The sequence below is a fragment of the Mycolicibacterium tusciae genome, from assembly GCF_002086795.1.
Taxonomy (GTDB): domain Bacteria; phylum Actinomycetota; class Actinomycetes; order Mycobacteriales; family Mycobacteriaceae; genus Mycobacterium; species Mycobacterium tusciae.
Window position 1 is genome coordinate 104,936 of the sequence record NZ_MVIM01000005.1, and the last position, 26,383, is coordinate 131,318.

24 protein-coding genes are annotated in these 26,383 nt (G+C 63.0%); 9 read left to right on the plus strand and 15 right to left on the minus strand.

Translation table 11 applies throughout. The annotated features are described in order from the left end of the window. Positions 1-27: 27 nt before the first annotated feature. Positions 28-1,173, minus strand: coding sequence for an amidohydrolase family protein (locus tag BST47_RS11330; protein WP_083125643.1), 1,146 nt, complete (start codon positions 1,171-1,173; stop codon positions 28-30). A gap of 56 nt (positions 1,174-1,229) precedes the next feature. Continuing rightward, positions 1,230-1,472 carry a ferredoxin gene (locus BST47_RS11335; protein WP_083125644.1) on the minus strand — a complete coding sequence of 81 codons (243 nt, stop codon included), beginning with the start codon at positions 1,470-1,472 and terminating at the stop codon, positions 1,230-1,232. A gap of 136 nt (positions 1,473-1,608) precedes the next feature. Between BST47_RS11335 and BST47_RS11340 the strand changes: the two genes are divergently transcribed. From BST47_RS11340 to BST47_RS11350, 3 genes are read left to right on the plus strand one after another with little or no spacing between them, the layout of a single operon-like run. Then, entirely contained in the window at positions 1,609-3,105 is a 1,497-nt protein-coding gene (locus tag BST47_RS11340; protein ID WP_083125852.1) for an aldehyde dehydrogenase family protein, read from the plus strand. After that, positions 3,102-4,307, plus strand: coding sequence for a CaiB/BaiF CoA transferase family protein (locus tag BST47_RS11345; RefSeq protein ID WP_083125645.1), 1,206 nt, complete (start codon positions 3,102-3,104; stop codon positions 4,305-4,307). Before BST47_RS11340 ends, BST47_RS11345 begins: the two co-directional genes overlap by 4 nt. Next, the gene (locus tag BST47_RS11350) at positions 4,307-5,866 is read left to right on the plus strand and encodes an acyl-CoA synthetase (RefSeq protein WP_234809666.1); all 1,560 of its coding nucleotides are present in this window, start codon (positions 4,307-4,309) and stop codon (positions 5,864-5,866) included. The genes BST47_RS11345 and BST47_RS11350 overlap by 1 nt, the downstream gene beginning before the upstream one ends. A 9-nt stretch (positions 5,867-5,875) precedes the next feature. Here the strand turns inward: BST47_RS11350 and BST47_RS11355 are convergent, their stop codons facing one another. Then, the gene (locus BST47_RS11355; RefSeq protein ID WP_083125646.1) at positions 5,876-7,240 is read right to left on the minus strand and encodes a cytochrome P450; all 1,365 of its coding nucleotides are present in this window, start codon (positions 7,238-7,240) and stop codon (positions 5,876-5,878) included. A gap of 42 nt (positions 7,241-7,282) precedes the next feature. Next, the gene (locus BST47_RS11360; RefSeq protein ID WP_083125647.1) at positions 7,283-8,584 is read right to left on the minus strand and encodes an acyl-CoA dehydrogenase family protein; all 1,302 of its coding nucleotides are present in this window, start codon (positions 8,582-8,584) and stop codon (positions 7,283-7,285) included. A gap of 145 nt (positions 8,585-8,729) precedes the next feature. On the opposite strand from BST47_RS11360, the gene BST47_RS11365 reads away from it, so the two are divergent. The 4 genes from BST47_RS11365 (at position 8,730) to BST47_RS11380 (ending at position 12,986) form a co-directional block, all read left to right on the plus strand. Then, complete coding sequence (locus BST47_RS11365) at positions 8,730-10,244, plus strand: aldehyde dehydrogenase family protein (protein ID WP_083125648.1); 1,515 nt, start codon at positions 8,730-8,732, stop codon at positions 10,242-10,244. A 14-nt stretch (positions 10,245-10,258) separates the two neighbouring features. Further along, a complete protein-coding gene (locus BST47_RS11370) occupies positions 10,259-10,675 on the plus strand; it encodes a nuclear transport factor 2 family protein (RefSeq protein WP_165799773.1) in 417 nt (138 codons plus the stop codon). Positions 10,676-10,761: 86 nt separating this feature from the next. After that, positions 10,762-11,955, plus strand: a complete 1,194-nt coding sequence (locus BST47_RS11375) for a cytochrome P450 (protein ID WP_083125650.1) — start codon at positions 10,762-10,764, stop codon at positions 11,953-11,955. Continuing rightward, on the plus strand, positions 11,955-12,986 hold the full coding sequence (locus BST47_RS11380) for an NAD(P)H-dependent amine dehydrogenase family protein (RefSeq protein WP_083125651.1): 1,032 nt from the start codon (positions 11,955-11,957) through the stop codon (positions 12,984-12,986). The genes BST47_RS11375 and BST47_RS11380 overlap by 1 nt, the downstream gene beginning before the upstream one ends. On the opposite strand, the gene BST47_RS11385 is transcribed toward BST47_RS11380, so the two are convergent. From BST47_RS11385 to BST47_RS11395, 3 genes are read right to left on the minus strand one after another with little or no spacing between them, the layout of a single operon-like run. Beyond that, on the minus strand, positions 12,952-13,989 hold the full coding sequence (locus BST47_RS11385) for an LLM class flavin-dependent oxidoreductase (protein WP_165799774.1): 1,038 nt from the start codon (positions 13,987-13,989) through the stop codon (positions 12,952-12,954). The genes BST47_RS11380 and BST47_RS11385 overlap by 35 nt on opposite strands. Continuing rightward, positions 13,986-14,597, minus strand: a complete 612-nt coding sequence (locus tag BST47_RS11390; protein WP_083125653.1) for a TetR/AcrR family transcriptional regulator — start codon at positions 14,595-14,597, stop codon at positions 13,986-13,988. Before BST47_RS11390 ends, BST47_RS11385 begins: the two co-directional genes overlap by 4 nt. Before the next feature lie 29 nt (positions 14,598-14,626). Beyond that, entirely contained in the window at positions 14,627-15,820 is a 1,194-nt protein-coding gene (locus BST47_RS11395) for an acyl-CoA dehydrogenase family protein (RefSeq protein WP_165799775.1), read from the minus strand. An 88-nt stretch (positions 15,821-15,908) separates the two neighbouring features. Between BST47_RS11395 and BST47_RS11400 the strand changes: the two genes are divergently transcribed. After that, positions 15,909-16,778, plus strand: coding sequence for an SDR family NAD(P)-dependent oxidoreductase (locus BST47_RS11400; RefSeq protein ID WP_083125655.1), 870 nt, complete (start codon positions 15,909-15,911; stop codon positions 16,776-16,778). Positions 16,779-16,803: 25 nt separating this feature from the next. Here the strand turns inward: BST47_RS11400 and BST47_RS11405 are convergent, their stop codons facing one another. After that, positions 16,804-17,598: a TetR/AcrR family transcriptional regulator C-terminal domain-containing protein gene (locus BST47_RS11405; RefSeq protein WP_083125656.1), complete on the minus strand. Its 795-nt coding sequence runs from the start codon at positions 17,596-17,598 to the stop codon at positions 16,804-16,806. A 159-nt stretch (positions 17,599-17,757) separates the two neighbouring features. Here BST47_RS11405 and BST47_RS11410 point away from each other — a divergent pair, with 159 nt between their 5' ends. After that, on the plus strand, positions 17,758-18,816 hold the full coding sequence (locus BST47_RS11410; RefSeq protein ID WP_083125657.1) for an LLM class flavin-dependent oxidoreductase: 1,059 nt from the start codon (positions 17,758-17,760) through the stop codon (positions 18,814-18,816). Positions 18,817-18,864: 48 nt separating this feature from the next. Here BST47_RS11410 and BST47_RS11415 read toward each other — a convergent pair whose 3' ends face one another. The 7 genes from BST47_RS11415 to BST47_RS11445 all read right to left on the minus strand — a co-directional run bounded on the left by BST47_RS11415 (position 18,865) and on the right by BST47_RS11445 (position 26,379). After that, a complete protein-coding gene (locus tag BST47_RS11415; RefSeq protein WP_083125658.1) occupies positions 18,865-19,758 on the minus strand; it encodes a mycofactocin-coupled SDR family oxidoreductase in 894 nt (297 codons plus the stop codon). A 28-nt stretch (positions 19,759-19,786) separates the two neighbouring features. Next, positions 19,787-20,563, minus strand: a complete 777-nt coding sequence (locus tag BST47_RS11420) for an SDR family NAD(P)-dependent oxidoreductase (protein ID WP_083125659.1) — start codon at positions 20,561-20,563, stop codon at positions 19,787-19,789. A 915-nt stretch (positions 20,564-21,478) separates the two neighbouring features. Next, positions 21,479-22,552 carry a phosphotransferase gene (locus BST47_RS11425; RefSeq protein ID WP_083125660.1) on the minus strand — a complete coding sequence of 358 codons (1,074 nt, stop codon included), beginning with the start codon at positions 22,550-22,552 and terminating at the stop codon, positions 21,479-21,481. A 13-nt stretch (positions 22,553-22,565) separates the two neighbouring features. Further along, on the minus strand, positions 22,566-23,405 hold the full coding sequence (locus tag BST47_RS11430) for a mycofactocin-coupled SDR family oxidoreductase (protein WP_083125661.1): 840 nt from the start codon (positions 23,403-23,405) through the stop codon (positions 22,566-22,568). Positions 23,406-23,436: 31 nt separating this feature from the next. After that, positions 23,437-24,639, minus strand: a complete 1,203-nt coding sequence (locus tag BST47_RS11435; RefSeq protein ID WP_083125662.1) for a cytochrome P450 — start codon at positions 24,637-24,639, stop codon at positions 23,437-23,439. Positions 24,640-24,779: 140 nt separating this feature from the next. Continuing rightward, a complete protein-coding gene (locus tag BST47_RS11440; protein ID WP_083125663.1) occupies positions 24,780-25,598 on the minus strand; it encodes an acyl-CoA thioesterase in 819 nt (272 codons plus the stop codon). A gap of 58 nt (positions 25,599-25,656) precedes the next feature. Continuing rightward, positions 25,657-26,379 (minus strand): TetR/AcrR family transcriptional regulator, encoded by a 723-nt coding sequence (locus BST47_RS11445; RefSeq protein ID WP_083125664.1) that lies wholly within the window; start codon positions 26,377-26,379, stop codon positions 25,657-25,659. Positions 26,380-26,383: the final 4 nt, after the last annotated feature.

The following is a 26,383-nucleotide window of genomic DNA, read 5'->3' on the forward strand; positions in this document are numbered from 1 at the left end:
CGACTATTTACGGAGAAGGAGTAGTCGTCATATGACGCGCACCTGACCCTCGAGCGCCGGGACGGTTTCGGGCAGGTGAAAAGTCGCGATTCCATTACGGAACATCACGTTCTCGCGGGCGTGTTCGGGCAGGTGCTTGACGAGCCAGCGTGGGTCATCGAAGGTCCAGTGCGGGTAGTCCGAGCTGTAGAGCAGGATCTTGTCGCACTCCATCCATTCGAATGCGCGTAGCAGTTCCGTTTTGTCGTCGGGGTAGTCCAGCGGCTGGGTGGTGAACTTGATGTGGTCCTTAACGTATTCCGATGGCTTGCGCTTTATTTCAACCCGCGATTTGCGCGCCTCGTAGACGGCGTCCATGCGCCACATCAGCGGCAGGATCCACGTGAAGGCGTGTTCGATGAAGACAACACGTAACGTCGGGAAGCGGTCGAACACGCCGTCGAAGATCAGGCTCATCACCTGGTTGGCGGCCAGTAGTGAGTAGGTGACCATGAAGTCGTGGTTGTAGCTGGGCACGCCGACCGGCGGCATCGGGAGTTCCTCGTGGTTGCCACGGCCCAGGTGACAGCTGACCGTGATGTCGTGTTTGGTTGCCGCGGCCCAGATCGGGTCGTACTTCGGATGCCCCCAGGACGGCCGAGGTTCGGCGTTGATGAGAATCTGGGCCATGTAGGGGTGTCCGGCCCAGCGTTCGATCTCGCGGACGCATTCTTCGGGTTCTTCGATCGCGAGGCAGATCGACCCGCGCCACCGCTGATGCCAGTTGTTGTGGCTGTCGAGCCAGTGGTTGGCTTGCCAGGTGTTGTGGGCATGGCAGATCGCGGCGGTTGCCTCGGTGAGCCGGCAACTGCCGTGGATCGGTTCGAGTATCGCGATGTCGACGCCGGCTTCCAGGATCAGTTGCCTGAACGCCAGGTCGGGGTCGCTGCCGGCGAACTCCCCGTCAGCCGGGAACGTGTCCACCCGCATTGCGCGGGCGTGTGCGTAATCTGGGGCATCGTAGTAGATCTGCTCGCCGACGGGGCGGCTGAGGAAGTACTTGCTGCGCCATGGTTCCGGGATGTATTGCGTCAGTTCACCGCTCCTGGGAACTGGATGCACGTCGGAGTCGACACAACGAACGGCGATGTGTTCGGCGGGTGCCGTGCGCTGAACGGCGGATGGTGCGGCCATCGGTTTCCCCTAGGCTCGAAGTCGGTCGTAGTGAGCGTATTTCGCGGATCGGCGCTCTACTGCATCGTTTGTTCGCGGTCGGGCTGCGGCGCCGAGTCTCCCGCGACCTCCTCAAGAATGATGGCCTGCTCCGGACACGACTGTGCGGCTTCCCGCACGCGCGCTTCTTGATCGGTCGGCACGACTTCGGCGATGGCCGAAGAGCTACCGTCGACTTCGCTGAGCTCGAACATGTCCGGCGCGATCATTGCGCACAGTGTGTGCCCCTGGCAGCGGTCTGCATCCACTCGCACCTTCACGACTCGCCCTCCTCATGTACTCCTCGAATACCTAACCGCAGACAGACGACCTAGTCAACTATTTAGGTGTTATCGTCGTCCTCGCCATGGAGCGGGTCGCTGCGGGGTCCGCGCTATCACGATTGCGGGAGGCTTGATGCCAGTTCAGAACACCGCCGCTACTCCAGCGGTGACCTCTGTGGGACCGACAGCGGACCGGCAGCTGCTCATCGATGGCGAGCTGGTCGATGCGGAGAGCAAGCGCGTCTTTTCGTCCAGTAATCCTGCGAACGGCGAGGTCGTCGGTTATGCGCCCGATGCATCCGCTGCGGATGCAGAAAGGGCGATCGCGGCCGCCAGGCGGGCGTTTGACTGTACTGAGTGGTCGACCGACGTCGGGCTGCGTACCCGTTGCCTCGAGCAGCTGCACAGAACGCTGCTCGACCACAGTGAAGAACTCAGAGCGCTGACGATCGAGGAGGTGGGTGCCACCCGAATGCTGACTGAGGGCCCACATCTCGACAATCCGATCAAGGTGGTCGGGTACTACGCCGACTTACTGAAGAACTACGAGTTCATCGAGGATCTCGGCACGGTCGAGAGCCGGGGACAGCAGCATCGCCGCTGGGTGGAAAGGGAAGCGTCCGGCGTTGTCGCGGCGATCATCGCCTACAACTATCCCAACCAACTGGCGCTGGCCAAGCTCGCTCCCGCGTTGGCGGCGGGCTGCACCGTGGTGCTCAAAGGTGCGCCGGACACCCCGCTGGTCACACTGGCGATTGGCGAGTTGATCGCCAAGCACACCGACATTCCGGCTGGTGTCGTGAACGTGATCAGCGGCGCCGATCCGCACGTGGGCGCGGTGCTGACGACCAGCCCGGACGTGGATGTGGTGACCTTCACCGGATCCACTGCGACCGGCCGACGGATCATGGCCGCGGCCAGCGAGACGTTGAAAAAGGTGTTCCTCGAACTCGGCGGGAAATCGGCCATGGTCGTGCTCGATGACGCCGACTTCGGCAGTGCCGCAATGATGTCGACGTTCATGACCACGTCGCACGCCGGTCAGGGATGCGCACTGATGACCCGGATGCTGGTGCCGCGCCAACACCACGACGAGATCGTCGAGATGCTCGCGCAGAACTTCGCGATGGTGACCTACGGGGACCCGGCCGATCCGGCGAACTACATGGGCCCGCTGATCAACGACCGGCAGCGCGACAAGGTCGACGGCATGGTGCAGCGGGCGGTTGTCGACGGCGCGACTCTGGTCACCGGCGGAAGGAAGGTGGACCCCGGCTACTTCTACGAACCCACTCTGCTCACGAATGTCGATCCACACAGCGAGATCGCGCAGGAGGAGGTGTTCGGACCGGTGCTGGTTGTCATTCCCTATGAGGATGACGACGACGCGGTCCGCATCGCCAACGACTCGATCTACGGACTCTCCGGCGGGGTGTTCGGTGACGAGGAGAGGGCGATCGCGCTGGCGCGGCGGATCCGGACCGGCACGCTGTGCATCAACGGCGGCGACTACTCCGGGCCGGACTGTCCGTTTGGCGGTTACAAACAATCCGGCGTCGGTCGCGAGTTGGGTGTCGCCGGTTTCGAAGAGTTCCTGGAGCGCAAGACTTTCGCGGCGGCGGTTCAATGAAGCCGCTCGAGGGCATTTGCGTTCTCGAAGTCGCCATGTACGGCTTCGTCCCGACCGCCGGAGCGGTGCTGGCCGAATGGGGTGCCGACGTCACGAAGGTCGAACACGCGGTGACGGGTGACCCGCAGCGTGGACTGCGTCAGATCGGAGCGCTGGTCGTCGAGGGTGAACCGAACCCGAACGTGGACAACGCCAATCGGAGTAAGCGCAGCATCGGGCTGGACATGTCGATCCCAGAAGGGCGAGACGTGCTGTACGACCTGGTGCGGCGCGCCGACGTGTTTCTGACCAGCTTCCTGCCCGACGCCCGAACCAAGTTCGGCATCGATGTCAACGATATCCGGGAGATCAACCCCAGCATCATCTATGCCAGGGGTAGTGCATTGGGTCCACGGGGACCGGAGTCCGGCAAGGGTGGTTACGACATGACCGCTTTCTGGTGCCGTGGCGGTGCGGCCGCGACCATCACGCCGCCGGATGTCGAAGGCATGATCAGCCTGCCGGGGCCGGCGTATGGCGACACGATCTCGGGCACCAACTTGGCCGGCGGCATTGCGGCGGCACTGCTGAAGCGCGAGCGCACCGGCGAGCCGTCCGTCATCGACGTCTCCTTGCTGGGCAGCGGAATTTGGGCGATGGGCCACACGATCGCGCTCACCAACCATCTTGGACAGCGGCTCGTCGCTCAGCCCGCCAATGCGAACAGGGCGCCGAACAATCCCTTGGTAGGCCTCTATCTCACCGCCGACAATCGGTACATCTCCTTTGTGATGATGCAGCCGACGAAGTTCTGGACCGACGTGTGCCGGCACATGGACCTTCCCGAGTTGGTCGGGGACCCGCGATTTGCGACCGCCGAGTCGATTGCGGCCAACACCGCGGAGGCCGTGGATCTGCTCGGCAAGGCGATGGCCGCGCGCACACTAGCCGAGTGGAGCGAGCGGTTCTCGACACTGTCCGGACCCTGGGCGCCGGTCCAGGACACCCTGCAAGTCGCGCAGGACGTCCAGGTCCGCGCCAACGAATACCTGGTGCAGGCTGGTGAACTCGAATTGGTGACCAATCCGGTGCAGTTCGACGTGATGGCACCTGAGCCGCGTCCGGCCCCGAGATTCGCAGAGCAGACCGACGAGATCCTCGAGGGCCTTGGTCTGGACTGGGACGACATCATCGAGCTGAAGGCGCGCGGCGCGGTCACCTGATGAAAGACACGGGAATGACGTCCATGTCGCCGGAATGGGTTGCCGCTCGAACGCCGGAGTTGCCCGCGATCGTCATGGGGCATGGTGGCGAGACGATTACGTATGCACAACTGGATGAGCGCTCCAGAAGGTTTGCGAGTGCTCTTCGCGCGCGTGGGCTACGGATCGGCGATCACATCGCCATCTTGCTCGGTAACGAGCGTGCGTTCCTCGAAGTCGCGTGGGCGGCGCAGCGCGCCGGCCTCTACTACACCGCGATCAACAGTCACCTGCGCTCCGGCGAGGTGCAGTATGTTCTGGACGACTGCAACGCCTCGGCCTTGGTGTCGAGCGCGGAGTTGTGTGATGTGGTCACTGGTCTCGATGTATCGGGTCTTCCGGTGCGGGTATGCACCCGCGGTGAAATCGCCGGATTCGAAGGGTACGAGGACGTGCTCGCCGCATCGTCGCCTCAGCTGGAGGACCAGTGCGAGGGCCGCGAGATGTTGTATTCGTCGGGCACCACGGGCTTTCCGAAGGGTGTACGCAAGCCGCTGCCCGGCAGGGCATTCGGCGATCCAGCGTCGGTGCTAGCCCAGATCGCACTCGGGCTCACCGGCGGGGGAGACCCTGGTGCGGTCTATCTCTGTCCGGCGCCGTTGTATCACTCTGCGCCGCTGGTCGGTTCGTTGTCGTGGCACCGGGTGGGCGGCACTGTCGTGCTGATGGAGAAGTTCGATCCGCGGGAGTGCCTCGAGCTCATCGAGAGGTACCGGGTCACGGACGCGCAGTTCGTTCCGACGATGTTCGTTCGCATGCTTCGGCTACCCGAGGAAGTCCGCGCGCGTTACGACGTGTCGAGTCTGCGCCGGGTGCTGCATACAGGCGCCCCTTGCCCGGTCAAGGTGAAGCAGCAGATGCTGGCATGGTGGGGACCGATCATCGACGAGTATTACGCAGGGACAGAGGATCTCGGCGCTTCGCTTATCTCGGCGCAGGAATGGCTGGATCATCCCGGCTCGGTGGGGAAGCCGCTCAACGAGTGTCACATCGTGGGACCTGACGGACTGGACCTGGGTCCTGGTGAAGTTGGAGTTGTGTACTTCGCGGGCGGTAGGGCATTCGAGTATCACAACGACCCCCGCAAGACCGAATCGGTAGCTAACGACAACGGTTGGCGAACGCTTGGCGACGTGGGATACCTCGACGCGGACGGTTACCTGTTCCTGACCGACCGCCAAGCCCACATGATTATTTCCGGCGGGGTGAACATCTATCCGCAGGAGGCCGAGAATGTGTTAGCCGGCCATCCAGCAGTGGCTGATGTCGCCGTCATCGGTGTGCCGGACGAGGATATGGGCGAGGCGGTGAAAGCCGTTGTGCAGCTCACTGACTGCGCGGCGCAAGATGCAGCGCTGGCGTCGGCACTCATCGAGTATTGTCGGGCTGAGCTGGCGAGTTACAAGTGCCCGCGGACTGTCGACTTTGTGGCTCACTTGCCGCGTGACCCGAATGGCAAGCTTTACAAGAGGCTGCTACGAGACCGTTACTGGGCGGGCCGCGACTCACGCGTGATCTGAGCCCCAGGTTCAGTCGATGACGGCCATCCCCTTGAACTCGGTGATGGGTCTGGCTAGACCCTGCTCTTTGCAGATCCGCTCCAAACGATCGAGCGTCTCGTCCAGTCCCGCACCGACTCTCGGCCCGGGGGTGAATGTCGCCGGCAATTTTCGCATGCCCTGGATGACGCCAATGGACTCGTAGTGGACCGTGCGCGCTGGGTCGCAACGAAAGTCCGGCATACGCCCCAGTACACCATTGAGCATCGACTTGAAAACGACCCGCGCGACGTTCGAACCGATACACCTGTGCGCGCCGAGGCCAAACGCGAAGTGACGGTTGGACTTGCGGTCCAGGATGATTCGATCAGGATGCTCGAACAACTCGGGATCGCGGTTCGCGAAGGCCCATGAAATGTAAACCCGGTCGCCCTCCTTGAAGTTGACGCCCATCAACTCGATATCGGTGTCCATGGTGCGTCCGTCGCCGGGCGCCGGCGTATAGAACCGAAGGAATTCTTCGGTAGCCCCGTCCAACATCGCGTCGCGATCGCGGATGAGCCGAGCGCGCTCGGACGGATTCTCGGAAAGCCACTCCAGTGAATGCGCAGTCAGGGCTGTCGTGGTATCGAAGCCACCGCCGATCAGCAGGTTCAATACACCCAACAAGTCCATGTCGGGTGGTACCTCCCCATCAACCCGTGTCTGAAGCAGTGCCTCGATGAGGCCGGGTCGGGGGCTCTCGCGGATCTCGGCCAGCGTGTTCATCAGGTCGATACCCATTGTCATGTACTCCTCCATGACACGCGATCGATCCGGCGAATCCGGTTTCGTGTAGACGAACGCGTGCACGGGGTCGCTGTACATGGCCCACTTCTGAATCGGGATGCCCAGCATGGCTAGCGTGATAACGGCAGGCACCACGTTCGCGAGGTCATCCACGAAGTCGATTTCGCCACCCTCGATCTTCTCGTTGAGGCACGCACGCACGACGTCGTCGATGAACGGCTGCCACCGTTTCACCGCTGCCGGCGACAGGTACGGATTGATGACGGTGCGGTAGGTACGGTGCTCATCACCGTCCATTTCGAGAAACCCGCCACGAACGCCTGCCGCTTCGGCAGGCATCGGAATCGAGATGCCCTGGTATCCGCGTTTCGTGCCGTCGACGTCATGCTCGTTGACGATGTGGGGGCAACGCGCGAGTTCGAATACCGCATCACTGCCGCCCGCTACCCAATAGCCTCCGTAGCTGTCGTTCCATGCGACCGGGCATTTTTCGTGCATCGTCTCAGCGATCTCCCGAAAGCGCTCCCGGAATTCGGGACTGTGCCTGTCGAATTCGATTCGCGGCCGCTTGCGCTGATCGCTGTCCACGACGTCCTCAATGGTCAAGGCGTGCTCCTCGTGTTTGTCATCGTGCTCACGTTGCGGCTTTCATTGGTTGCCGACCTCGAGTTCGAGATATTCGGCGAGTTTCGATCGAGCGGCGTCGCGTTTTGCGGGGAGCCATTCGCTCGGCCACATCCCTTCGGCCGGGTGGTAATCGCGCAGCACCTGGCGGGCGACTGTGGTTTTGTGTACCTCGGTCGGGCCGTCGACCAGACCCATCGCCGCAGCGCCATGGACCATCTTGAACAATGGCATCTCGTTGGACACACCCAGCGCGCCGTGCACTTGCATTGCTCGCCAAGCGATGTCGTGCAGCACGGTGGGCATCGTCGCCTTCACCGCGGAGATGTCCTTGCGTACCTTCTTGTAGTCGTTGAACTCGTCGATCTCCCAGGCGGTGTAGAGCACGAACAGCCGAAACTGCATGAGTTGGGCATACGAGTCCGAGATGAACCCCTGCACGAATTGCTTGTCAGACAGCCGGCTTCCGCTGGTTTCCCGGCTGAGCGCACGTTCACACATCATGTCGAGGGCCTGTCGCGCCATGCCGATGGTGCGCATCGCATGGTGAATTCGTCCGCCGCCAAGGCGAGTTTGCGCTATCGCGAACGCCTGACCTTCACCGCCGAGCAACGCGTCGGCGGGCATCCGGACGTTGTCGTAATGGATCAGAGCGTGAGAGCCCTCGTTCTCGGGCTCACCGTACAACCCGACATTGCGCTCGATCCTCACTCCGGGCGTGTCCGTAGGCACCAGGAACATCGACATTCCCTGATACGGACTGACGTCCGGATTGGTGACTACCATGACGATCAGGAACGACGCCGTCTTCGCGTTGGACGAGAAGAACTTCCATCCGTTGATTACCCAGTCGGAACCCTCGCGATGCGCCCGGGTCTGAAATCGGGTGGGGTCCGCGCCTGCCTGGGGCTCAGTCATCGAATAGCTCGAAAAAAGTTCTCCGTCGAGCAGGGGCTGCAGATAGCGTTGTTTCTGGTCGTCGGTGCCGTAGTGCGCGATGATCTCGGCGTTGCCCGTGTCGGGAGCCTGGCACCCGAACACGATCGGCGCCCACATCGACCGTCCCAGGATCTCGTTCAGCAGAGCCAGCTTGAGTTGCCCGTACCCTTGGCCGCCGAGTTCAGGGCTTAGATGGGTTGCCCACAGCCCCTTGCTACGCACTTGGTCCTTGAGGGGGTCGATCGCTTTGCGCCGGGCGCTGTTGAGAGGTACGAACTCCTGACCCGGCCACACCAAGTCCAGCGGCTCCACTTCGTCACGGACGAAGTCGTCGGCCCAGTCCAATAGCTCCTGATATGCGCCGTCCGTCTTGAAGTCCCAAGCCATCCCGTCTCCTGCACAACGGTTTACAAAAATCGAATGTAGCCAGTTCGAGTCAGCGCATGCTGGGTTTCGGCGGATGCTGACCTCTCCGGACAAGGTAGTGGGGTATAACAGACCTAGTCAACTATTTTCTATCGCGGGAGGCGCCATGCCACCTCAGGCGGCGACGGCGCCCGCAGGCGGCTCAAGCTTGCGGGAACGCCAGGGCGCGGGCCGACGGATCGATCGACGCATGTTGATCGACGGCGAGTTGGTCGAAGCGGAGAGCGCGCAGCGACTGCCGTCCGTCAACCCCGCGACCGGCAAGATTCTGGGCTATGCACCAGACTGCACCGTCGCGGACGCCGAGCGTGCGGTTGCGGCTGCACGACGCGGCTTTGATACATCGACCTGGTCGACGGATATGGCGTTGCGAGTGCGTTGCCTGAATCAGCTGCACGCTGCCCTTGTCGAGAACCGCGAGGATCTTCGACGGCTGACTATCGCAGAGACGGGTGCCACGTGGCGCCTCACTGAAGGCCCATACTTCGATGCGCCGATCGACATGGTTCGCCATTATGGCGAGTCGCTGACGTCCTACCCGATGACCGAGCAGCTCGGCGAGGTGTTGAGCATGGGTCGGACGGAGCGGCGCTGGGTTGAGAAGGGACCGGCTGGCGTGGCCGCGATAGTCATCGGTGCCAGTCACCCGACGCGAATGGCGCTCACGGCGCTCGGCCCTGCGTTGGCAGCCGGCTGCACGGTAGTGCTCAGCGGCGCGTCCGAAACCGCGTTGACCACGCTTGCGCTTGGCGAGTTGATCGCTACCTGCACCGATATTCCGGCCGGCGTTGTCAACGTGTTGAGTTCGTTGAATCCCGAAGTCGACCAGGTGCTCGCGACGGATCGGCAGATCGATGCGGTCACTTTCACGGGTTCGATCTCGGCCGCACGCCGGTTCATGGCCGCGGCCAGCGGGACCACCAAACAGATCTTCTGCAGACCGGAACGGAAGTCGGTCGCAATCGTTCTCGACGACGCTGACTTCTCGATCTGCGCGCCTCAAGTCGCACTCATGACAACCTCGCACGCCGGACAAGGATCGGCTCCAATATCGCGTCTTCTGGTGCCCTGTGAGCACAGCGACGAGGTGGTTGCCGCCGTCGGAAAGAGTCTGGCGATGGTGCACTATGGCGACCCTGCGGACTCCCGAACCTGGATGGGGCCGCTGATCAGCGACATGCGCCGTGATGAGGTCGACGGCATGGTGAAGCGGGCGGTCGCTGCCGGCGCGACCATCGTCACCGGCGGTCAAGCGGTGCGGCCCGGCTACTTTTACCAGCCCACGATGCTCACCGGCCTCGATCCAGCGAGCGAGACGGTGGACGTAAGCGGCCCGGTCCTCGTCGTGATCCCTTACGACGACGAGGAGGATGCAGTGCGAATCGCGAATCGTTCCGTCTGCGGACCGTCTGGGGTGGTGTTCGGTAGCCATGAACGCGCGCTCGCCGTTGCGCGCCGGGTCCGGACCGCACGGATGAGTATCAACGGGGGCAGTCACCCCGAGAGCCCGTTCGGGTACGCCGAGGAACACGGCATCACCGTTGCGGAGGGCGCAGCGGCACTCGAGGAGTATTTCGAACGCAGAGCCTTCGCCGCGATCGTTCCTGCGGCTGAGGCGTGACGAAAGGAGTCGAGGTGCCGACTTTTGCCGAACGAGTATTGATTGTGCGCGAATTCCTCGACGCCATAGGTGATCTGGACTTCGACCGAGTCGAGGCCTATCTCGCCACAGAAGCCATCATGGTGCTCCCGTTCGTGGATGGATTGCCGCCGACACTGGGCAGATCTGCGATCGTCGCCCAGTTGCGTGATTCGGTTCCGGCAATGTTCGAGCGGATGAACTTCACCTACGACGAGTTTTACGACGTCCGCGGTGGCGACGCCGTGGTCGCCGAGTATCGCAGCGAATGCCCGCAGCGGGATACCGGCAAGGTGTACCGAAATACCTACATCACGGTCTTTCGCTTCGACGGAGCCGAGATCAGCCTCTATAAGGAGTACTTGAATCCCGGCAAGTTCACCGGCTTCACCGAGCCGGTGCACGGAATGTAGAGGTCGGTCGATCTTGGTCTTGCCTGAGTGATTCGCCACTCGGTATGGTCCTTCTTAGTCAGTTGACTAAGCAAAGGAGATCGACGGTGACGGTCGCGAGCCCCAGCGATATCTATTACGACCCTTTTGATCCCGGCATTGACGCTGATCCCTACCCGGTCTATCGACGCCTGCGTGAGGAGGCGCCGCTGTACTACAACGAGCCACATGACTTTTATGCCGTCAGTCGATTCGACGATGTCGAGCGGGTGCTCTTGGACCACCACACCTTCATCTCGGGCCGCGGCTCGATCCTCGACTTCATCCGCGCGAATCTCGAGATGCCGCCGAGCATGTTCATCTTCCAGGATCCACCCGTGCACACCAGATATCGCAAAGTGTTGCACGGTGTGTTCACACCGCGCCGGGTCGCTGAACTCGAAGACAAGGTCCGAAATTTCTGTGCGCGGAGCTTGGATGCCGTTGTTGGCAGTGGGAAGTTCGACTTCATGGCGGATCTTGGCGCCCAGGTTCCGATGCGCACGATCGGAATGCTGCTCGGCATTCCCGAGACCGATCAGGACACACATCGGCAGTGGACGGATGCCAGCCTGCGGACCGAGCCGGGTGAACACCTGAAGCCAGAGGAGGGCTTCGCCGACGGCTCGAACTACGCCGAATACATCGACTGGCGAGCCGAGCATCCGTCGGACGATCTGATGACCGATCTGATCAATGCCCAACTAGAGGAGGAAGACGGATCGTTCCGTCGGCTGACTCGTGACGAAGTCCTCACGTACACAACGCTTCTGTCGAGTGCCGGCGCCGAAACGACCGGCCACCTGATCGGCTGGAGCGGTAAGACGCTGGCCGATCATCCTGACCAACGTCGCCAACTTGTCGAGGATTCGTCGCTGATCCCCAAGGCCATCGAGGAGGTGCTGCGTCTAGAAACACCCGCCCAACAGTTCGCCCGGTACGTCACCACCGATGTCGAGTTCCACGGGCAGACTGTGCCTGAAGGCAGCGTCATGCTGTATCTCATGGGCGCCGCCAACCACGACGACCGGGTGTTCCCGGATGGCGACCGCTTCGATATCCATCGCGAGAACGTCAAGCACCTGTCGTTCAGCCTCGGCCCGCACTACTGCCTGGGAGCCGCGTTGGCACGCCTTGAAGGCCGGATCGCGCTGGAGGAGATACTCAAGCGCTTCCCTGAGTGGGAGATCGACGTCGACAATGCCCGGATGGCCTCTTCGCCCGCCCTCCGGGGCTGGGATTCGTTGCCCGCCTTCATCTAATGACGATCAGCGTTGTGCAGTGGACCACGGGGCAAGTGGCACAGGCCGCGGTACGAGCTGTTGTGGCCCAACCGGAACTCGAACTGGTCGGGTGTTACGCGTGGAGTCCGGAAAAGGCCGGTAAAGACGTCGGTGAACTCTGCGGTCTGCCGCCGCTGGGTGTCACCGCCACCAATGATGTCGATGCGATTGTCGCATCGAAGCCTGACGTCGTGTTGTATATGCCGATGCTGCCGAACGTTGACGAAATGGTTCGTCTCCTCGACGCGGGTATCAATGTGGTCTCGACGGCGGGGTTCGTCACCGGACACTCGTTGGGCGACGACGCCATGCGCCGCTTGCACGACGCCGCCCTGCGAGGTCGCGTGTCGTTGTACGGCAGCGGTCTGAACCCCGGTTTGGCCAGTGTGGTTGCGCTGGTGTCTGCGGCCGCATGTCGGGAGATCGACCGAATCTCCATCCATGAAGCGGTCGACTGCACGGCTTACGAGTCCCCGGAGACGTGGCTGGCACTTGGTTTCGGCTCGCCGCCCGATACCCCGGGGTTGACCGATATGATGCGGCAACGGATTTCGGCGTTCGTCGACGCAATCGAAATGATGGCAGCCGCGCTGCATGTCGAACTCGACGAGGTGCGGTTCGTCCCGGAGCTCGGTGTCGCGACCAAGCACCTTGACCTTGGTTACATGGAGATCGCCGAAGGGACAGTCTGCGGGATGAAGGCGATGTTCCAGGGGATGAAAGACGGTCGGCCGCTCCTCGAGATGGACCTGCTCTGGCGTCTCGGAAATGCGATGGAACCCGATTGGCCGATCGAGCACGGCTATGTGATGGAGATATCCGGAGTGCCGAACATCCGGGTCCGCTACGAGCCCGTCTTCGGCGGTGCGGCGGAGGAGTATGTCGCCGCCCCGACCGCCAATCCGGCGGTCAACGCGATCCCGGCCGTCGTCGCGGCGCGTCCAGGCGTGGTCACTGCCGCTGAGCTGCCACTGATCACCGCGACCTCGGTTCGCGGAAGTGGGGGATGACCTCCCGAGCGAACAGCTCCATCCCCGAACGGATCTCATCTGGGTGCATGCCGGGTAGCGCCATGCCCGCGACCAGATGGGTCAGCCGCGCACCTGAGCGGTACCTCTCGATCTTCTCGATGACGTCCTGCGGACTGCCTACCAGCATGTCTCCTCCGAAGAAGTCCATCGATTGCCTGCGCACGATCTCTTCGACGGAAGGCAGTGTCGGCGAATCGCCGGTGGATGCACCCTTGGCCTCCGCGTTCCATCGAAGGTACCCGGCTGTCATGTATCGCAGGGGTTCAGCCGCGATCTCCCAAGCTTGCTGCGTCGTGGGCGCCACAAACGTCGGCAGCGTGGCGGCCACGTGGAAGTCGCGGGGATCGCGGCCGTTCGCGCGCAGTGCATCGTCGTAGACGGCCGCTGACCCCGGTCCGCCGCTGAGGAAGTGCACACCCATGTTAGCGGCGCGTTCGATCGCCTTCGGCGCGGTTCCGCCCACCCAAATCGGGGGGTGCGGCTTCTGTAAAACAGGTGGAGAAATCCGGATGTTGTTCAGCCTGTTGTACTTTCCATCGAACGTGACGTTTTCGCCGGACAGGAGCCGCCGGAGGAGAGGCAGACTTTCTTGCATGCGGCTGGCCCGTTCGCGTGCCGGAATTCCCTGAGCGTCGAATTCCCCTGGCCGGTAGCCCAGGCCGACCCCGAGGTCGAAACGGCCGCCGGAGATGATGTCCAGCGTCGCGGTGTCTTCGGCGACCCGGACGGCGTTATGCAGTGGCAGCAGCAAAAGGAACGTCCCGATGCGGATTCGCTCGGTGCGGGCGGCGATGGCGGCACCGATCGGAAAAAGCGACGGCGAGTAGCCATCATCGATGAAATGGTGCTCGGTGAGCCAGGCCTCGTCAAAGCCCATCCGTTCCGATTCCACGATGAGGTCGAGATGGGATCGGTAGAACTCGTCCCACGCAACGGATTCGGGATTCCGGAACGGCCACAGCACGCCGAATTTCAACGTCACCGGCGGCCTCGACGCCAGCCGGCACGTCGCCTTCCCTCTAGTTCGCCGATGAGCCGCTCCATGACGCGGATCGCCTGCTCGTGGCCGAGGTCGAGGTCATATGTCCGCTCTTCCCCCATGAAGCGGCCGACGCCGTCCATGAACAACATCACCGCTTCGGGCGGCCATTGCTTGGTATCGACCTCGTAGCGGTTCAGGATCTCCGACAGCCCGTCGAACTGAATCCGGCGGAACCGCACCGAGAATTCCTTCATATCGTCCTTGACCGCCTGACGATGGTTCCCGAGAGCGAGGAACTCAAGGTTCAGCGTGGTGTTGGACTGCTCGCGGATCAGGTCCCATAACGCCCACAGCGGCTGGTCTGAGGCGAGCGCTTCCGCTTGCCGACCGAGCATCCGCGCCGCACTACGACGGAAGACCTCGATGAAGAGGTTGTCCATCGGCCCGAAGTAGTAATAGACCAGGCCGGGATTGACCTCGGCCTCGGCCGCCACCCGGCGCGATGTCACGGCGGCGTACCCCTCCGCGAGCATGAGGCGCTCAGCGGCGTCGAGCAATGCGGTCCGCGCGTCGTGTTCTTCTACCTGGGCGGGCCGCTTCGGTGCCATGCCTGAAACGTAGCCCACCGTGTGACTTGTCATGTCATTCGGGCGCCGGGGTCTCCTGGCGCCAGGCCCATCCCGAGCAGCCACCGAGCGTGCCGGTCCATCATCACGTCGTACTCCCCGTGCACGGCGTGCGTCGAGATCATCGCGATGTCCTGCGACATCCTGCGCAGGTGGTTATCGGCCCGGTAGCCACTCGACCCGTTGCCGTCGACGAGTTCACGCAATGCGTCCCGGACCGTCCGCAGGATCGTGACGCCAAACAGTCCGTTCATCGCCTCCTCTTCGAGCGTCTGCGGGACTCCGCGGCGAGCGACCGCGAGGGCGTCATCGATCGCCGCGTCGCGGGCCAGGTGCATCATCCGCGCCGTCTGGAACGCGTTAACCCAGCGCATACGTGCCATCGGCCGCTCGATGCGCGGAGCGCTGTTGATCCCCGAGGCCGTTCCCATCTTCTGTCGCGATATCTCGACTGCGGCGTCGAGGGCGCCGACGTAGAGCGACGAGATCGCGGTTGTCATCACCGAGAAGGGAAGTCGCATGGCCTCCTCTTCGTGAAAGGTGCCCTCGTGGTCGGTCGCCGACATCATCTTGCCGAACGGCAGCGCCCAGGTGTCCGGGATGACGACGTCCTTCGCGACGATGGTGACGCTGCCGGTCGCAGCCATCGCGGCCACGTCCCAGTCGTCGATGAGTTCGAGTTGGTCACGCGGCACGATCACCCAGGACATGTCGTCGTCGACGATGACAGGCACCATCGCATGGGAGGCGTGCAGGATGCCGGTCGCATAGCCCCAGCGACCGTTGACTCGCAGCTTTCCGTCGGCCCGTTCGGCCGTGCCGGGAGAGGAGAGGATGGCGGCGCAGCGCACCGAAGCCCGGTCGGCGAACAACTCCTCTTGGACCTCGCGTGGATAGCGGCACAGGAACCAGTTGTGGAAGTTGTAGAAACCGGTGACCCACGCGGTTGAAATATCCGCGGTGGCAATGAGTTCGACCACCTTGTTGAGTTCGTGTGGTCCCAACCCGCAACCACCCCAGAGCTTCGGCACCACCACCGAGAACAGGCCGGCGGCCTCCATGTCCTCGACGAGTTGGTGGTCCAGGCGGCGGTCGACCTCCATCTGACGAGCGAGATCGCGGATGCGCGGAACGAACTCGCGTGCCGCGTCCACCACCGCGGTGCCCGACCCGCCGGGGGTCGAAACCCGATCCACGACCGTCATACCATCTCCTCGAGTTAGTCGAATGCCTAAACTGGACATTACAGAGATGGTTGCACCTGGGGCAAGCGGACTTTGGACGGAGATGTGAATGGCAACGCTGACAGGCAAAGTCGCGGTGGTGACGGGCGGTAGCCGGGGGATCGGCAAGGGTGTCGCCGAGGCACTTGGCGCGCAGGGCGCCACGGTCTACGTCACGGGACGTACTGCTGCGACAGGTATGCACGAGCTTGGGGGCACGGTCGGTGAGACCGCGGCCGAGGTCGACCGGCGAGGCGGGCAGGGGGTGGCCGTCCAGGTGGATCACGCCGACGATGACCAGGTCGCGGCGTTGTTCGACCGAGTGCACCGCGACCACGGGCGCCTCGACATTCTCGTCAACAATGCATTTGCCCTCCCTGAGGACCTCACCGATGGGAAACCATTCTGGGAGAAGTCACTCGACTACTGGGCCATGGTCGATGTGGGGGTCCGCTCGGCCTACGTCGCAGCCTGGCACGCGGCCCGGATCATGGTCCCAGCCCGGACGGGGCTCATCGTCGCCATCTCCGGATACACCGGGGTGTCCTATACCTACGGTGTCGTCTTCGGGATGTGCAAGACCGCGGTTGACCGGATGGCGCGTGACATGGCCGTCGAACTCAAGCCGCATGACGTCGCCGCGCTGTCGCTCTGGCAGGGCCTCACGTATACGGAGCGGGCCCAACGTAATCTGGCGGCCAACCCGGCGATGACGAGTCAGCCGGGGACGAATCCCGTGGGTGGCTGTTCGCCCGAGTTTCCGGGCCGCGTCATCGCGGCGTTGGCTGCCGACCCGGACGTGATGCGGCATTCCGGGGGCACCTTCATCACCGCCGAGCTCGCTGCGGAATATGGCGTCACCGACGTGGACGGAAAGACGGTCCCGTCGATGCGGGCTGAACGAGGATCACCTATCTGGCAACCAATTTCTCGATCCTGATCGATGTCGCCGACGTCCGGCGAGACTAATGGGAGTCCTCGTCGTTGAGTCGGTCACGGACCCGCTCGAGGTCGTCCAGTGCATCCGCGATCGCCGTCTTCAGCCGACGATTCTCCTTCTCGATGGCCAGTGTGTGCTCATCGCGTGTCGAGACGCCGTGGAGGAACAGGCCTACGCAGTACCGCGTATGCCGGTCGATGTCCTCGTCGTTCAACACCACGCCTCGGGCGCTCGCGTTGGCAGGACCCCCGGGAACGAGGTCGATGAATGCCTCGGCCGCCATCTCGGCATCCTCGGTCGAGACCCCGCCGGGGCCGAGCCGTCGCCGGAACAAGTCGGTGAGATAGGCCCGGGTCGGTTCGGTGCCCTTCTCGACGTTGAACGCCCCGATCTCCGGCATGTGAGCCGAGACGGTGTTGGTCAGACGCAACAGGCGCAGGCCGCCGGGGCGTAACACGTTGGCGACCAGAATCCGTCCTATCGCGAGGAGGGTGCCTTCGAAATCATCGGTCTCGGCGGCCTCAAGCTGCTCTACCGGCACGATCCACTCCTCGATGGCGCGGGTCAACGCCGCTTTGAACAAGGTCGTCTTATCGCCGTAGCGGGCATACACCGTGCGCTTGGCCATGCCGGCCGCGGCCGCGATCGCCTCGATGCTGGTGCGCTCAAACCCGTTCTCCAGGAACAGATCCAGGGCGATGTCAAGCAGGTGCTCATTGCTGAGCGTCGGCCTACCGGGCCGCCGCTTTCTCGCGCCGGTATCCGAGGCGGTGTGCCGTCCGGCGGTACCGGGGCGTTCGATCACGAGTCGATCTTCCATGCGAGGGCTTCCTTCGTTCCACCCGGCCGGGGTTTACAACGATACAGGTGCCTTTCTAGCGCAATTTTGGCGGAAACCTGGCTAAAAGAAACGAATGGGGTAACAATTGGATTGATTCGAACCCTCCGCGGGCGACCGCCACGAAGAACTGGAGAGACCATGAAGGTCGGCATGCATCTGGGCTATCAGAACCTCCACGGCGTCCCCGACGTCGAGAGCTTCATGAAGGAGGCGAAGCTCGCGGTCGAAGCCGAGGCCATGGGCTTCGACTATGTCGGGCCCGTCGAGCACCACTTCACCGACTACGGGGCCTGCCCCGATCCCTTCCAGTTGCTCGCCTGGATCGCCGCCAAGACCACGACGATCGACCTGGTCTCCGCCGCGGTCATCCTGCCGTGGAACAACCCGTTGCGCGTAGTGGAGCAAGCGATCCAGCTCGACATCCTGTCCGAGGGCCGCTTCATCCTGGGCATGGGCCGCGGCGCTGCGCGCCGGGAATTCCGGTCGTTCGGTGTCGAACTCGCCGACTCCCGCGAGATGTTCGACGAGGCGGCACTGATCATCATGGAAGGTATCGAAACCGGCATCGTCGAAGCGGATACCAAGTGGTACAAGATTCCCCGCACCGAGATCCGTCCGCGACCGTTCAAATCCTTCAAGGGCCGGACCATCATGGTGACGATGTCGCCGAGCTCGGTCGACGTGGCCGCCCGATACGGTCTCAAGGCGTTGCGCTTCTCTCAGGGGGACTGGCGCAACGCGATACCCGAGATCACCCAGTACCGGCAGCAATTCGAGTCGTTGCACAACACGACAGCACCACCGTTCATCATCTCCGACTTCGTATGCTGCTTCGACGACAAACAGCGGGTCGCCGAGTACACCGACAACTACTTCGCGAAGATGTTCTCGACGGTCGCCGACCACTACGAGTTCATGAGTGATCACTTCAAGGACTTGCCGTCGTATGCCGCCTGGACCGTCATGGGTGAGGCCGCCGCCGCGGCGGGCGGCCCGGACAAGGCCTACCGCGATTACATCGCAGGCAACATGATCGGCAGCCCGGAGGAACTCGTCGAGCACCACCTGCTCCGCAAGGAGATGGTCGGCGACTATGAGATGCTGGCCAACTTCAGCTGGGGCGGGATGCCCTACGAGCTTGTCTACGAACAGCTCAAGCTGTTCGCCGACAAGGTCCTCCCGGATCTGAAGGGCTGATTGACAATTGATCCGGGACCGTCGACGCAATCGCCGCGGTCATGAAGATCATTGCCCGGGACCGTTGGGCCATTTGATCATGCAGCCGGCGTCAACCGGAATGCTCGTCCCAGTCATGTATTTCGACGCGTCGGAAGCGAGGAAGAGGACGATCTCGGCGACGTCCTCGGGCTCGATCCACGGTGTGGGAAGGGCGTGGTAGAACTCCGAAGCAGGCTGGAAGTCGTCCTTGCTGACTGTGCCTTCCATGTCGGGCCGGAAGACCGAATAGATGCCGTCGTTGTTCATCAGGTGGGTGTTGCAGTTCGTCGGATGCACGACGTTGACGCGAATCCCGGTGGGCGCCAGGTGCAGAGCCATCTGCTGGGTATAGCCGACCAGCGTTTGCTTCGACCAGCTGTAGCCTGCGCCACCCGGACCCATGATCGTGCGGGGATCGGCCGCGGTGGAAATGGCACCGGGGATCAGCGAGGCTATAGAACCGGTGATGATGATCGACGCGCCGTTACCGGCTGCCGTCAGGTGCGGTACGGACACGGCCACCGTGTTCATCACGCCGATGAGGTCGACGTCGACCGCGTCCTGGAAGTCCAGCGGCTGGGGGTCGCCCATGGCCATCGGAAGGATTCCGGCGTTGGCCATGACCGTAGTCAGCCGGCCAAACTCGGCCAGGCCCTCGTCAAGGGCTTTGGCGAGTTGCCCACGGTCACGAACGTCGGACTTGACCGTTACACAGGACCGGCCCTCCTTTTCGACGAGCCGTTTCGTCTCCTCGAGGTCATCCCGGCTGGCCATGGGGTACGGGTTCGAGGCGATGTCCTCGCAGATGTCGACGGCGATGATGTCGGCGCCCTCCCGCGCCTGCAAGACCGCATGTGCGCGCCCTTGACCGCGGCCGGCGCCGGTAATGAACGAGACTTTTCCTGCCATGCGTCCAGTCATGAAAACTCCTGTGGTGGAGGGTTAATCCTTAGAGTGTGCGGAATAATCCGCCGTCCACCAGGATTTGGGCGCCGTTGATATAGCTTGCGGCGTCACTGGCCAGGAACACGCAGAGACCGACCATGTCTTCCGGGAGCCCGATTCGTTTCATCGGATTCATCGCTGCCGCCGCAGCTTGTCCTTCCGGACCCCAGGCCTTGGAAATGTCGGTGTCGAACGCGCCCGGCATTACCAGATTGGCACGCACCTTTGGGGCCCATGCTCCGGCCAACCCGAGCGTGAGCGCATTCAATCCCGCCTTCGCCATGACGTAGGGGAGGTCTGCGGTGTCCGGACGCAGTGTGCCTGCCGTCGTGACGTTGATGATCGAGCCGCCTTCGCCCTCGGCCATGCGTGATCCGAACAGAACAGCCAAGCGGAACGGCCCGCGGGCGTTGACGGCGTGGACTTTGTCGTAAAGCTCCTGGGTCACGGACGTAAGCGTGTCGTAGACCGGGGACATCCCGGCGTTGTTGACCAATACGTCGCATCGGCCGAACTCGCGGTAGACCGTATCGAGCAGGATATCGGCGTCCTCCCACCGACCGACATGGCAGCCGACAGGCAGTGCATCCCGACCGGTGGCCGCCTCGATCTCCTTCGCTGCCAGCTCACAGTTCTCGAGCTTTCGGCTGGCGATGACGACGTTTGCCCCCGCCATTGCCAATCCTTCGGCCACGGCACGGCCGATACCCCTGCTGCCCCCGGTGATCACGGCGACCTTGCCGGTCATATCGAGCAGCTCTGCTGGGCCCTTCTCGAGCATGGCGGCTCCACTCAGATTCGTTGTCGGACAGACGCAGCGAGGCGTCGCTCAGGACTATGGTCAGCTTTCTGCACCAGCTAATCGTAGATAACCGACCGGGTCAACTATTTATACGGAGAACCCTTGTTTCGCAGCGCGTATGTCATTACTTTTGGATATTAGGCATACGACTAAATAAGGAGACCACCGTGGCGGCCGATGAGGACACGGGCGATGAGAGGTACCGGCTCGATGTGATGGTCGGCAGTGTGGCTCACGCCGTGAGTTGCGCCGGGGGTTGGTTGTTCGATCGTGCGTTCAACGGTTGGGACATAACCGTGTTCATTGCGGCTTGCCCGGATGATGTTCGGCCACTGCACGTCCTCGGCGCAAAGGCTGTCGATCTGGAATCTGCGCTGTCCGGACCCGAGCGGCTCCCGGCAGCGTTGAGCGTTTCGGCAGAGTTATATGCAGCAGACGAAAGAGTTCGTCTCGTCGTTGGCAATGCTTTTCGGCGTCGAACAGCTGAGATCACTGTATGGGGAGGAAAGCGTCCCCCCGAGCTTCGGCGTTGTATACAACCGGTACACCATCAACTAAGCACGGCTGCATGTATGTACAAAATGCACGCCCTGCGTGTCGCCGGTGTTCATGTCAACCCTGTCGATGCCGTGGAAATCCTCGGTCGGGCTCAGCGCAACCCTAGGGTGCTCAGCGATAATCTCTGCGTACAGCCCGCTGCCAGAGACGATGCAGGCGTGATCCTTCGAAGGGTGAACGCAGGTGCTTCGACCCCAGGGTAGCCACCGCGGACTATGGCGTCAGAAACCACTAGCCGGGCCGCGGTGCAGACTGGAAGGTGTTATAGGGCAACAGTCTTGAGACCAGCTTGTGATACGCCTTGTTGAAATCGGTGCCCAAGTATTGGGAGGCGCGTTAGCTGCAGATCGAGTCGAGCGCCGATCGTGCCTCCAGGTCCACGAACGCGGCCGAATACCGCTGAGCGAGGGCCACCGATATCTCCGCACTCTGCCAGGCGTCTCCGCCGGAGGACGTCGCCATCCAGATCGCAAGCCCGTGCGCGACGGATGCGCGATAGCGCAACCACACCTCGTCGGCGCTGGGCTTCTCGTCGGCGGGCAGATTGAGCGCACCGCGGTACTCCGTGAGCAGATCTCGCTCGCCTACCCTGCGGTCCTCGATGGTGAGCGCGCCCTGCAGGAAGTAACCGAGGTCGAGGGACCAGTTGCCACGGCGGGCCATCTGCCAGTCCAGGAATCCGACCTCGTCGTCCGGAAGAACATACGTGTTGCCGATGTGCGGATCGCCGTGCAGAAGTGTCTGGGGTGAACGGGTCAACGTGCCGATGTAGCGGGCCCAGATGTCGACGAACAACTCGGTGCCGCTGAGCGCGGGGATCTCCGCGGGCACCGTATCGCCCAATCGCTCATGCGCGATGTGCAGCGGCGCATATTGCATGCCTTCAAACGCGACGAACGGTTCGAGCCAGTCGAGCATCGGATAGGTGTCGAGCCGTTCACCCCAGAACCGGCTGTGCATCCGCGCGAGCCCACGCACACCGCTGGCCACCTGATCGATCGACATCGGCCGGGTGGAGTCACGCGGATCGGCGCCTCGGGCGACGACGTCCTCCATGACCATCAGGAAGTCGGAGCGGTCCTCGTCGATCAGCGCCGTGTAGACGGTGGGGTGATCGAGGCCGAGTTCGACACCCGAGGTGAACAGTCGCGGTTCGTGATACAGCCCGCTGGTCAGCGCGACGAGTTCGGCGTGGTCGGGGTCGACGGCCTTGGCGAACACCGTCGCAGGCCCCGAACCGGCCGAATACGTCAGCGCCAACCGGGCGCGGCGGTTGGTGCCGTCGTCGCGGAGCGCCACCGCCACTTCGTCGACCACCGCGTCGGGATGGTGACGCGAGAGTGCGGCCGTCATCCAGTCCGCGGTGATGTCGTCCCAGCCGCGCGGCAGCGACAGCTCCGCGACAGTCACGTTGTGTCAGGCCCTATTTCAGGCAGCTGCCACCGTCGACCGGCAGCGTCACACCGGTGACGTAGCGCGCTTCGTCGGACGCCAGGAACAGCACGGCGTTGGCGATGTCCTCAGGCTCGACCCAGCCGATCGGCAGCGTGTGCATCATCTGTCCGACGACCTTCATGTCCTCGGGGCCCGGGTTCTCCAGGTCAGGACGGAACAGCCGCATCGTCGGCTCGTTCATGAATAGCGGGGTGTTCACGTTGGTCGGGTGCACGGAGTTCACCCGGATGTTCTGCGCGCCGAGTTCGACGGCGAACGTGCGCATCAGGCCGACGACGCCGTGTTTGGCGGCGACGTAGTGGCCGGTGTGCGGGTAGGCCTTCAGGCCGCCGACCGAGCTGGTCAGGATGATCGAACCGCCGCGGCCGCCCGCGAGGATGTGCGGCACACCGGCTTTCACGGTCTTCCACACGCCGCCGAGGTTGACGTCGATCATTGCGGTCCAGTCGGTTTCACTGGTCTTGTCCAGCGTCTGGCCGCCGTTGCCGATGCCCGCATTGGCGACGATGATGTCCAGCCGGCCCAGCTGGTCGACGCCCGTGTCGACCGCGGCCTTCAAAGCGTCGTAGTCGCGGACGTCGACCTCGGCGGTGTAGATCTGGCGGTTGTGCCCCTTCACCAGATCTGCGGTCTCGGCAAGATCCTCCGGCGTGGATGCCTCGATGAGGTCCACGGTCTCGATCTTCTTGCAGGCGTCCACGGCGATGATGTCGGCGCCTTCGGATGCCAACCGCACCGCATGCGCGCGACCCTGTCCGCGTGCCGCGCCGGTGATGAACGCGACCTTGCCTTCTACACGTCCTGCCATGTCTATCAATCCTTTTGGTGGTTGGGTTATTTCAGGGAACGAAGGTGGGCATGGATTTCCAGCCGCGGACCGCCGTCGTCTGGGACGGCTCTGCGTTCGGCCAGTCGACCTCCCACGTCGGGAACCGCTTGAGGATCTCCTCGAGTGCGATGCGGCCTTCCAGCCGGGCCAGCGCGTTGCCCATGCAGAAGTGCGTGCCCGCGCCGAATGTCATGTGCGAGTGCTGCTCTCGGTGAATATCGAAAACATCACCATTGGGCGGGAACCGTCGGTGGTCGCGATTGGCCGCGCCGATCAGCAGCAGAATCGCGCTGCCCTCCGGAATGGTCTGACCGTGGTACTCGGCGTCGCGCGCAACGTAGCGGGCCATCTGCAGCGCCGGCGGTTCCCAGCGCAGGATCTCTTCGATCGCCTGCGGGATCAGGTCCGGATTCTCCGCGAGTTCCCTGCGTTGATCGGGGTTTTCGGCCAGCGTCTTGCCGGCCCAGCCGATCAGGCGGGTGGTGGTTTCGGCGCCGGCCGTGGCGACGACGGTCAGGTACATGAGCAGTTCTTCCCGGCGTAGCCGTCGCAGCGTGCCGGTCTCGTCGGTGAATTCGACGTTGAGCAGGTCGGTCATGATGTCGTCGGACGGATGCTCGGTGCGGTAGTCGATGAACTCGGCGAACACCTCGCCGGTGGCCATCAGGTCGTGCTCTTTGCCTTCCAGGGTGGCTTCACCATGGTCGGCCACCCGGCGCTGGTGCTCTTCTGGGATACCCAGCAGCATCCCGATCACCTTCATCGGCATCTGCTCGCCGAGGTCGTTGACGAAATCGAACTTGCCGCTTCCGACGATCGGATCCAGGCACTTCGCGGTGAACTCGCGGATCTGAGGTTCCAGGGCCAGCACCTTGCGTGGTGTGAACATCCGCGACAGCAGGTTGCGCTGGATGTTGTGCAATGGCGGATCCTCGAAAATCAGTGTGCCGGGAGGGATCTCCATACCTGACTTGATGATCTCGAGCAGCGCGCCTCGACCCGAGATGAAGGTCTCGTGGTCGATCAGCGCCTTGTTGACGTCGTCGTAGCGGCTCAACGCGTAGAAGTCGTGCTTGTCGTTGTAATACAGCGGCGCTTCTTCGCGGATGCGGGCGAACACCGGGTACGGGTTCATGTTTAGTTCGACGCTGTACGGGTCGTAGTACAACGCGTCCGCTGTTTGCACGTCGGAGTTTTCAGCACTGATCGTCACGGGTCGCCTCTCGCAGGACCAGAAAGGTATAAGACAAATGGCTGTCGTTTGTCTCACAACTCTGGCATCGGCTCCACAATGGTGTCAACCGGCGACTCGTTTCGGGCAATTTATACTCTCCGCTTAACAGAATCGGCTTCTCATCGTTGTTCCGTGAAGCGCAGAAGAGCCTCTTGGCCATAGGACGCGACCAGCACGCCGTCCTCGGTGAGCACATCGCCGCGACCGAAGCTCCGGCCATGGGCGAGCACCGGGCTGTGTTGACGCAGCAGCAGCCAGTCGTCGGTGCGAAACGGCCGATGGAACCACACGGTGTGCGACGTGACGGCAGAGGTGAACGTCGTACCGTTGCCCCGCTGATCCGCTCCTTCGATCGGGCGCAGCGCGGTGCCGATGAGCGTCAGGTCCGTCGCGTAGGCCGCCAGTGCCTGCGCCATTTCCTGGGCGACGGCTGGGGTGCGCATCCAGAACTCGAACTGCGGAGGACCAATGGTGGTCGCGTTGAGATCGATGGACGCCCTTGTCTCCCAAGGGATCAGGTCGAGCGGGAGCGTGTACTCCGGACCGAGCACCGGCCCGACGCTCTCGACTTCCTGATGTTCGGGGCCGACCTCAACGGCGTGCATGCTGACCGACGCCGTGGCGATGACACCCCGGCTCTGGGTCGCCGTGATGGTGACCGCCGCGAACGACCGTCCCTCGTGCGCCCGGACAGCCTCGTAGCGGACCGGTTCATCGGCTCTGCCCTCGCGGGTGAAGATCGCGTGCTGGGATTTGACGGCTTTCTCCGGACAGGTCAGCGCTGCGATCCGGAGGAACTGGCCGAGCAATTGACCACCGAACACCCGGTGGTACTCCAACTGTTGATTCCGGCCGTCGTACTCTGCGGTCACGCCGTCGCCGGCCGAGGTCTTGGTGATGTCCAGGCAGCCGAGCAGATCGGTCCAGAGATCGGGCACCCGCTCAGTGTAAGTCAGATTCTCGGCGCCGAGAACGTAATTCTCAGGCCGATCAGGCCTAGCTGGCGGTGAATCCGTGCGCGCAGAAGTCCCAGAGTTCGTCCGCGGTGATCGGGCGCGATGCCGCGTCCTCGGACTCTTCGCCGCTGGACTGTGCGTTGAACATCACCGTCTGCATGGTTATCGCGGCCATCCGCTTGGGATTGATACCGGCACGCAGCTGACCTGCGGCGCTGGCCTCTTCCATGAGCTCGGTCAGCAGTGCCAGCAGCGGCGCGTGGGCGATTTTGACCTCGGACGGATGTGAGACAAGCAGGCGCGGGGCGAAGTCGGTGAACAGGGGCCGTTTGGCTGTGGGGTCCGGACGCGAGGACTCGAACAGGAGCTGGATCGCAACCCGTAGCCGCTCGATCGGCTCGTCCGGACCGCTGGTGGCGGCGCGGATCTGGTCGGCGGACCGGGAAAGGGCGTCTTCGAACAACGCCAGCAGCAGCTCGTGCTTACCGTCGAACTGCAGGTAGAAGCTTCGCAGCGACTGACGTGAGCGGTCGACCACCTCTTGTACGGTGAAGTCGGTGCTGCCCTTTTCGATGATGATCGCCTGGGCGGCGTCGAGGAAGCGCTGAACGCGCTGAGCGGCCCGGAGCTTTGCGGTTTTGATCGATCGCTCGACCGCGCGCTGCTTCCAGGCGGGTTCTTCGCTGGGGATGGTCACCGGCGGCTCGGATGCTGCCCGGGTGGGGAGAACATGGACTGACTGTACCGGAGAACGTCTTGCCATTGCG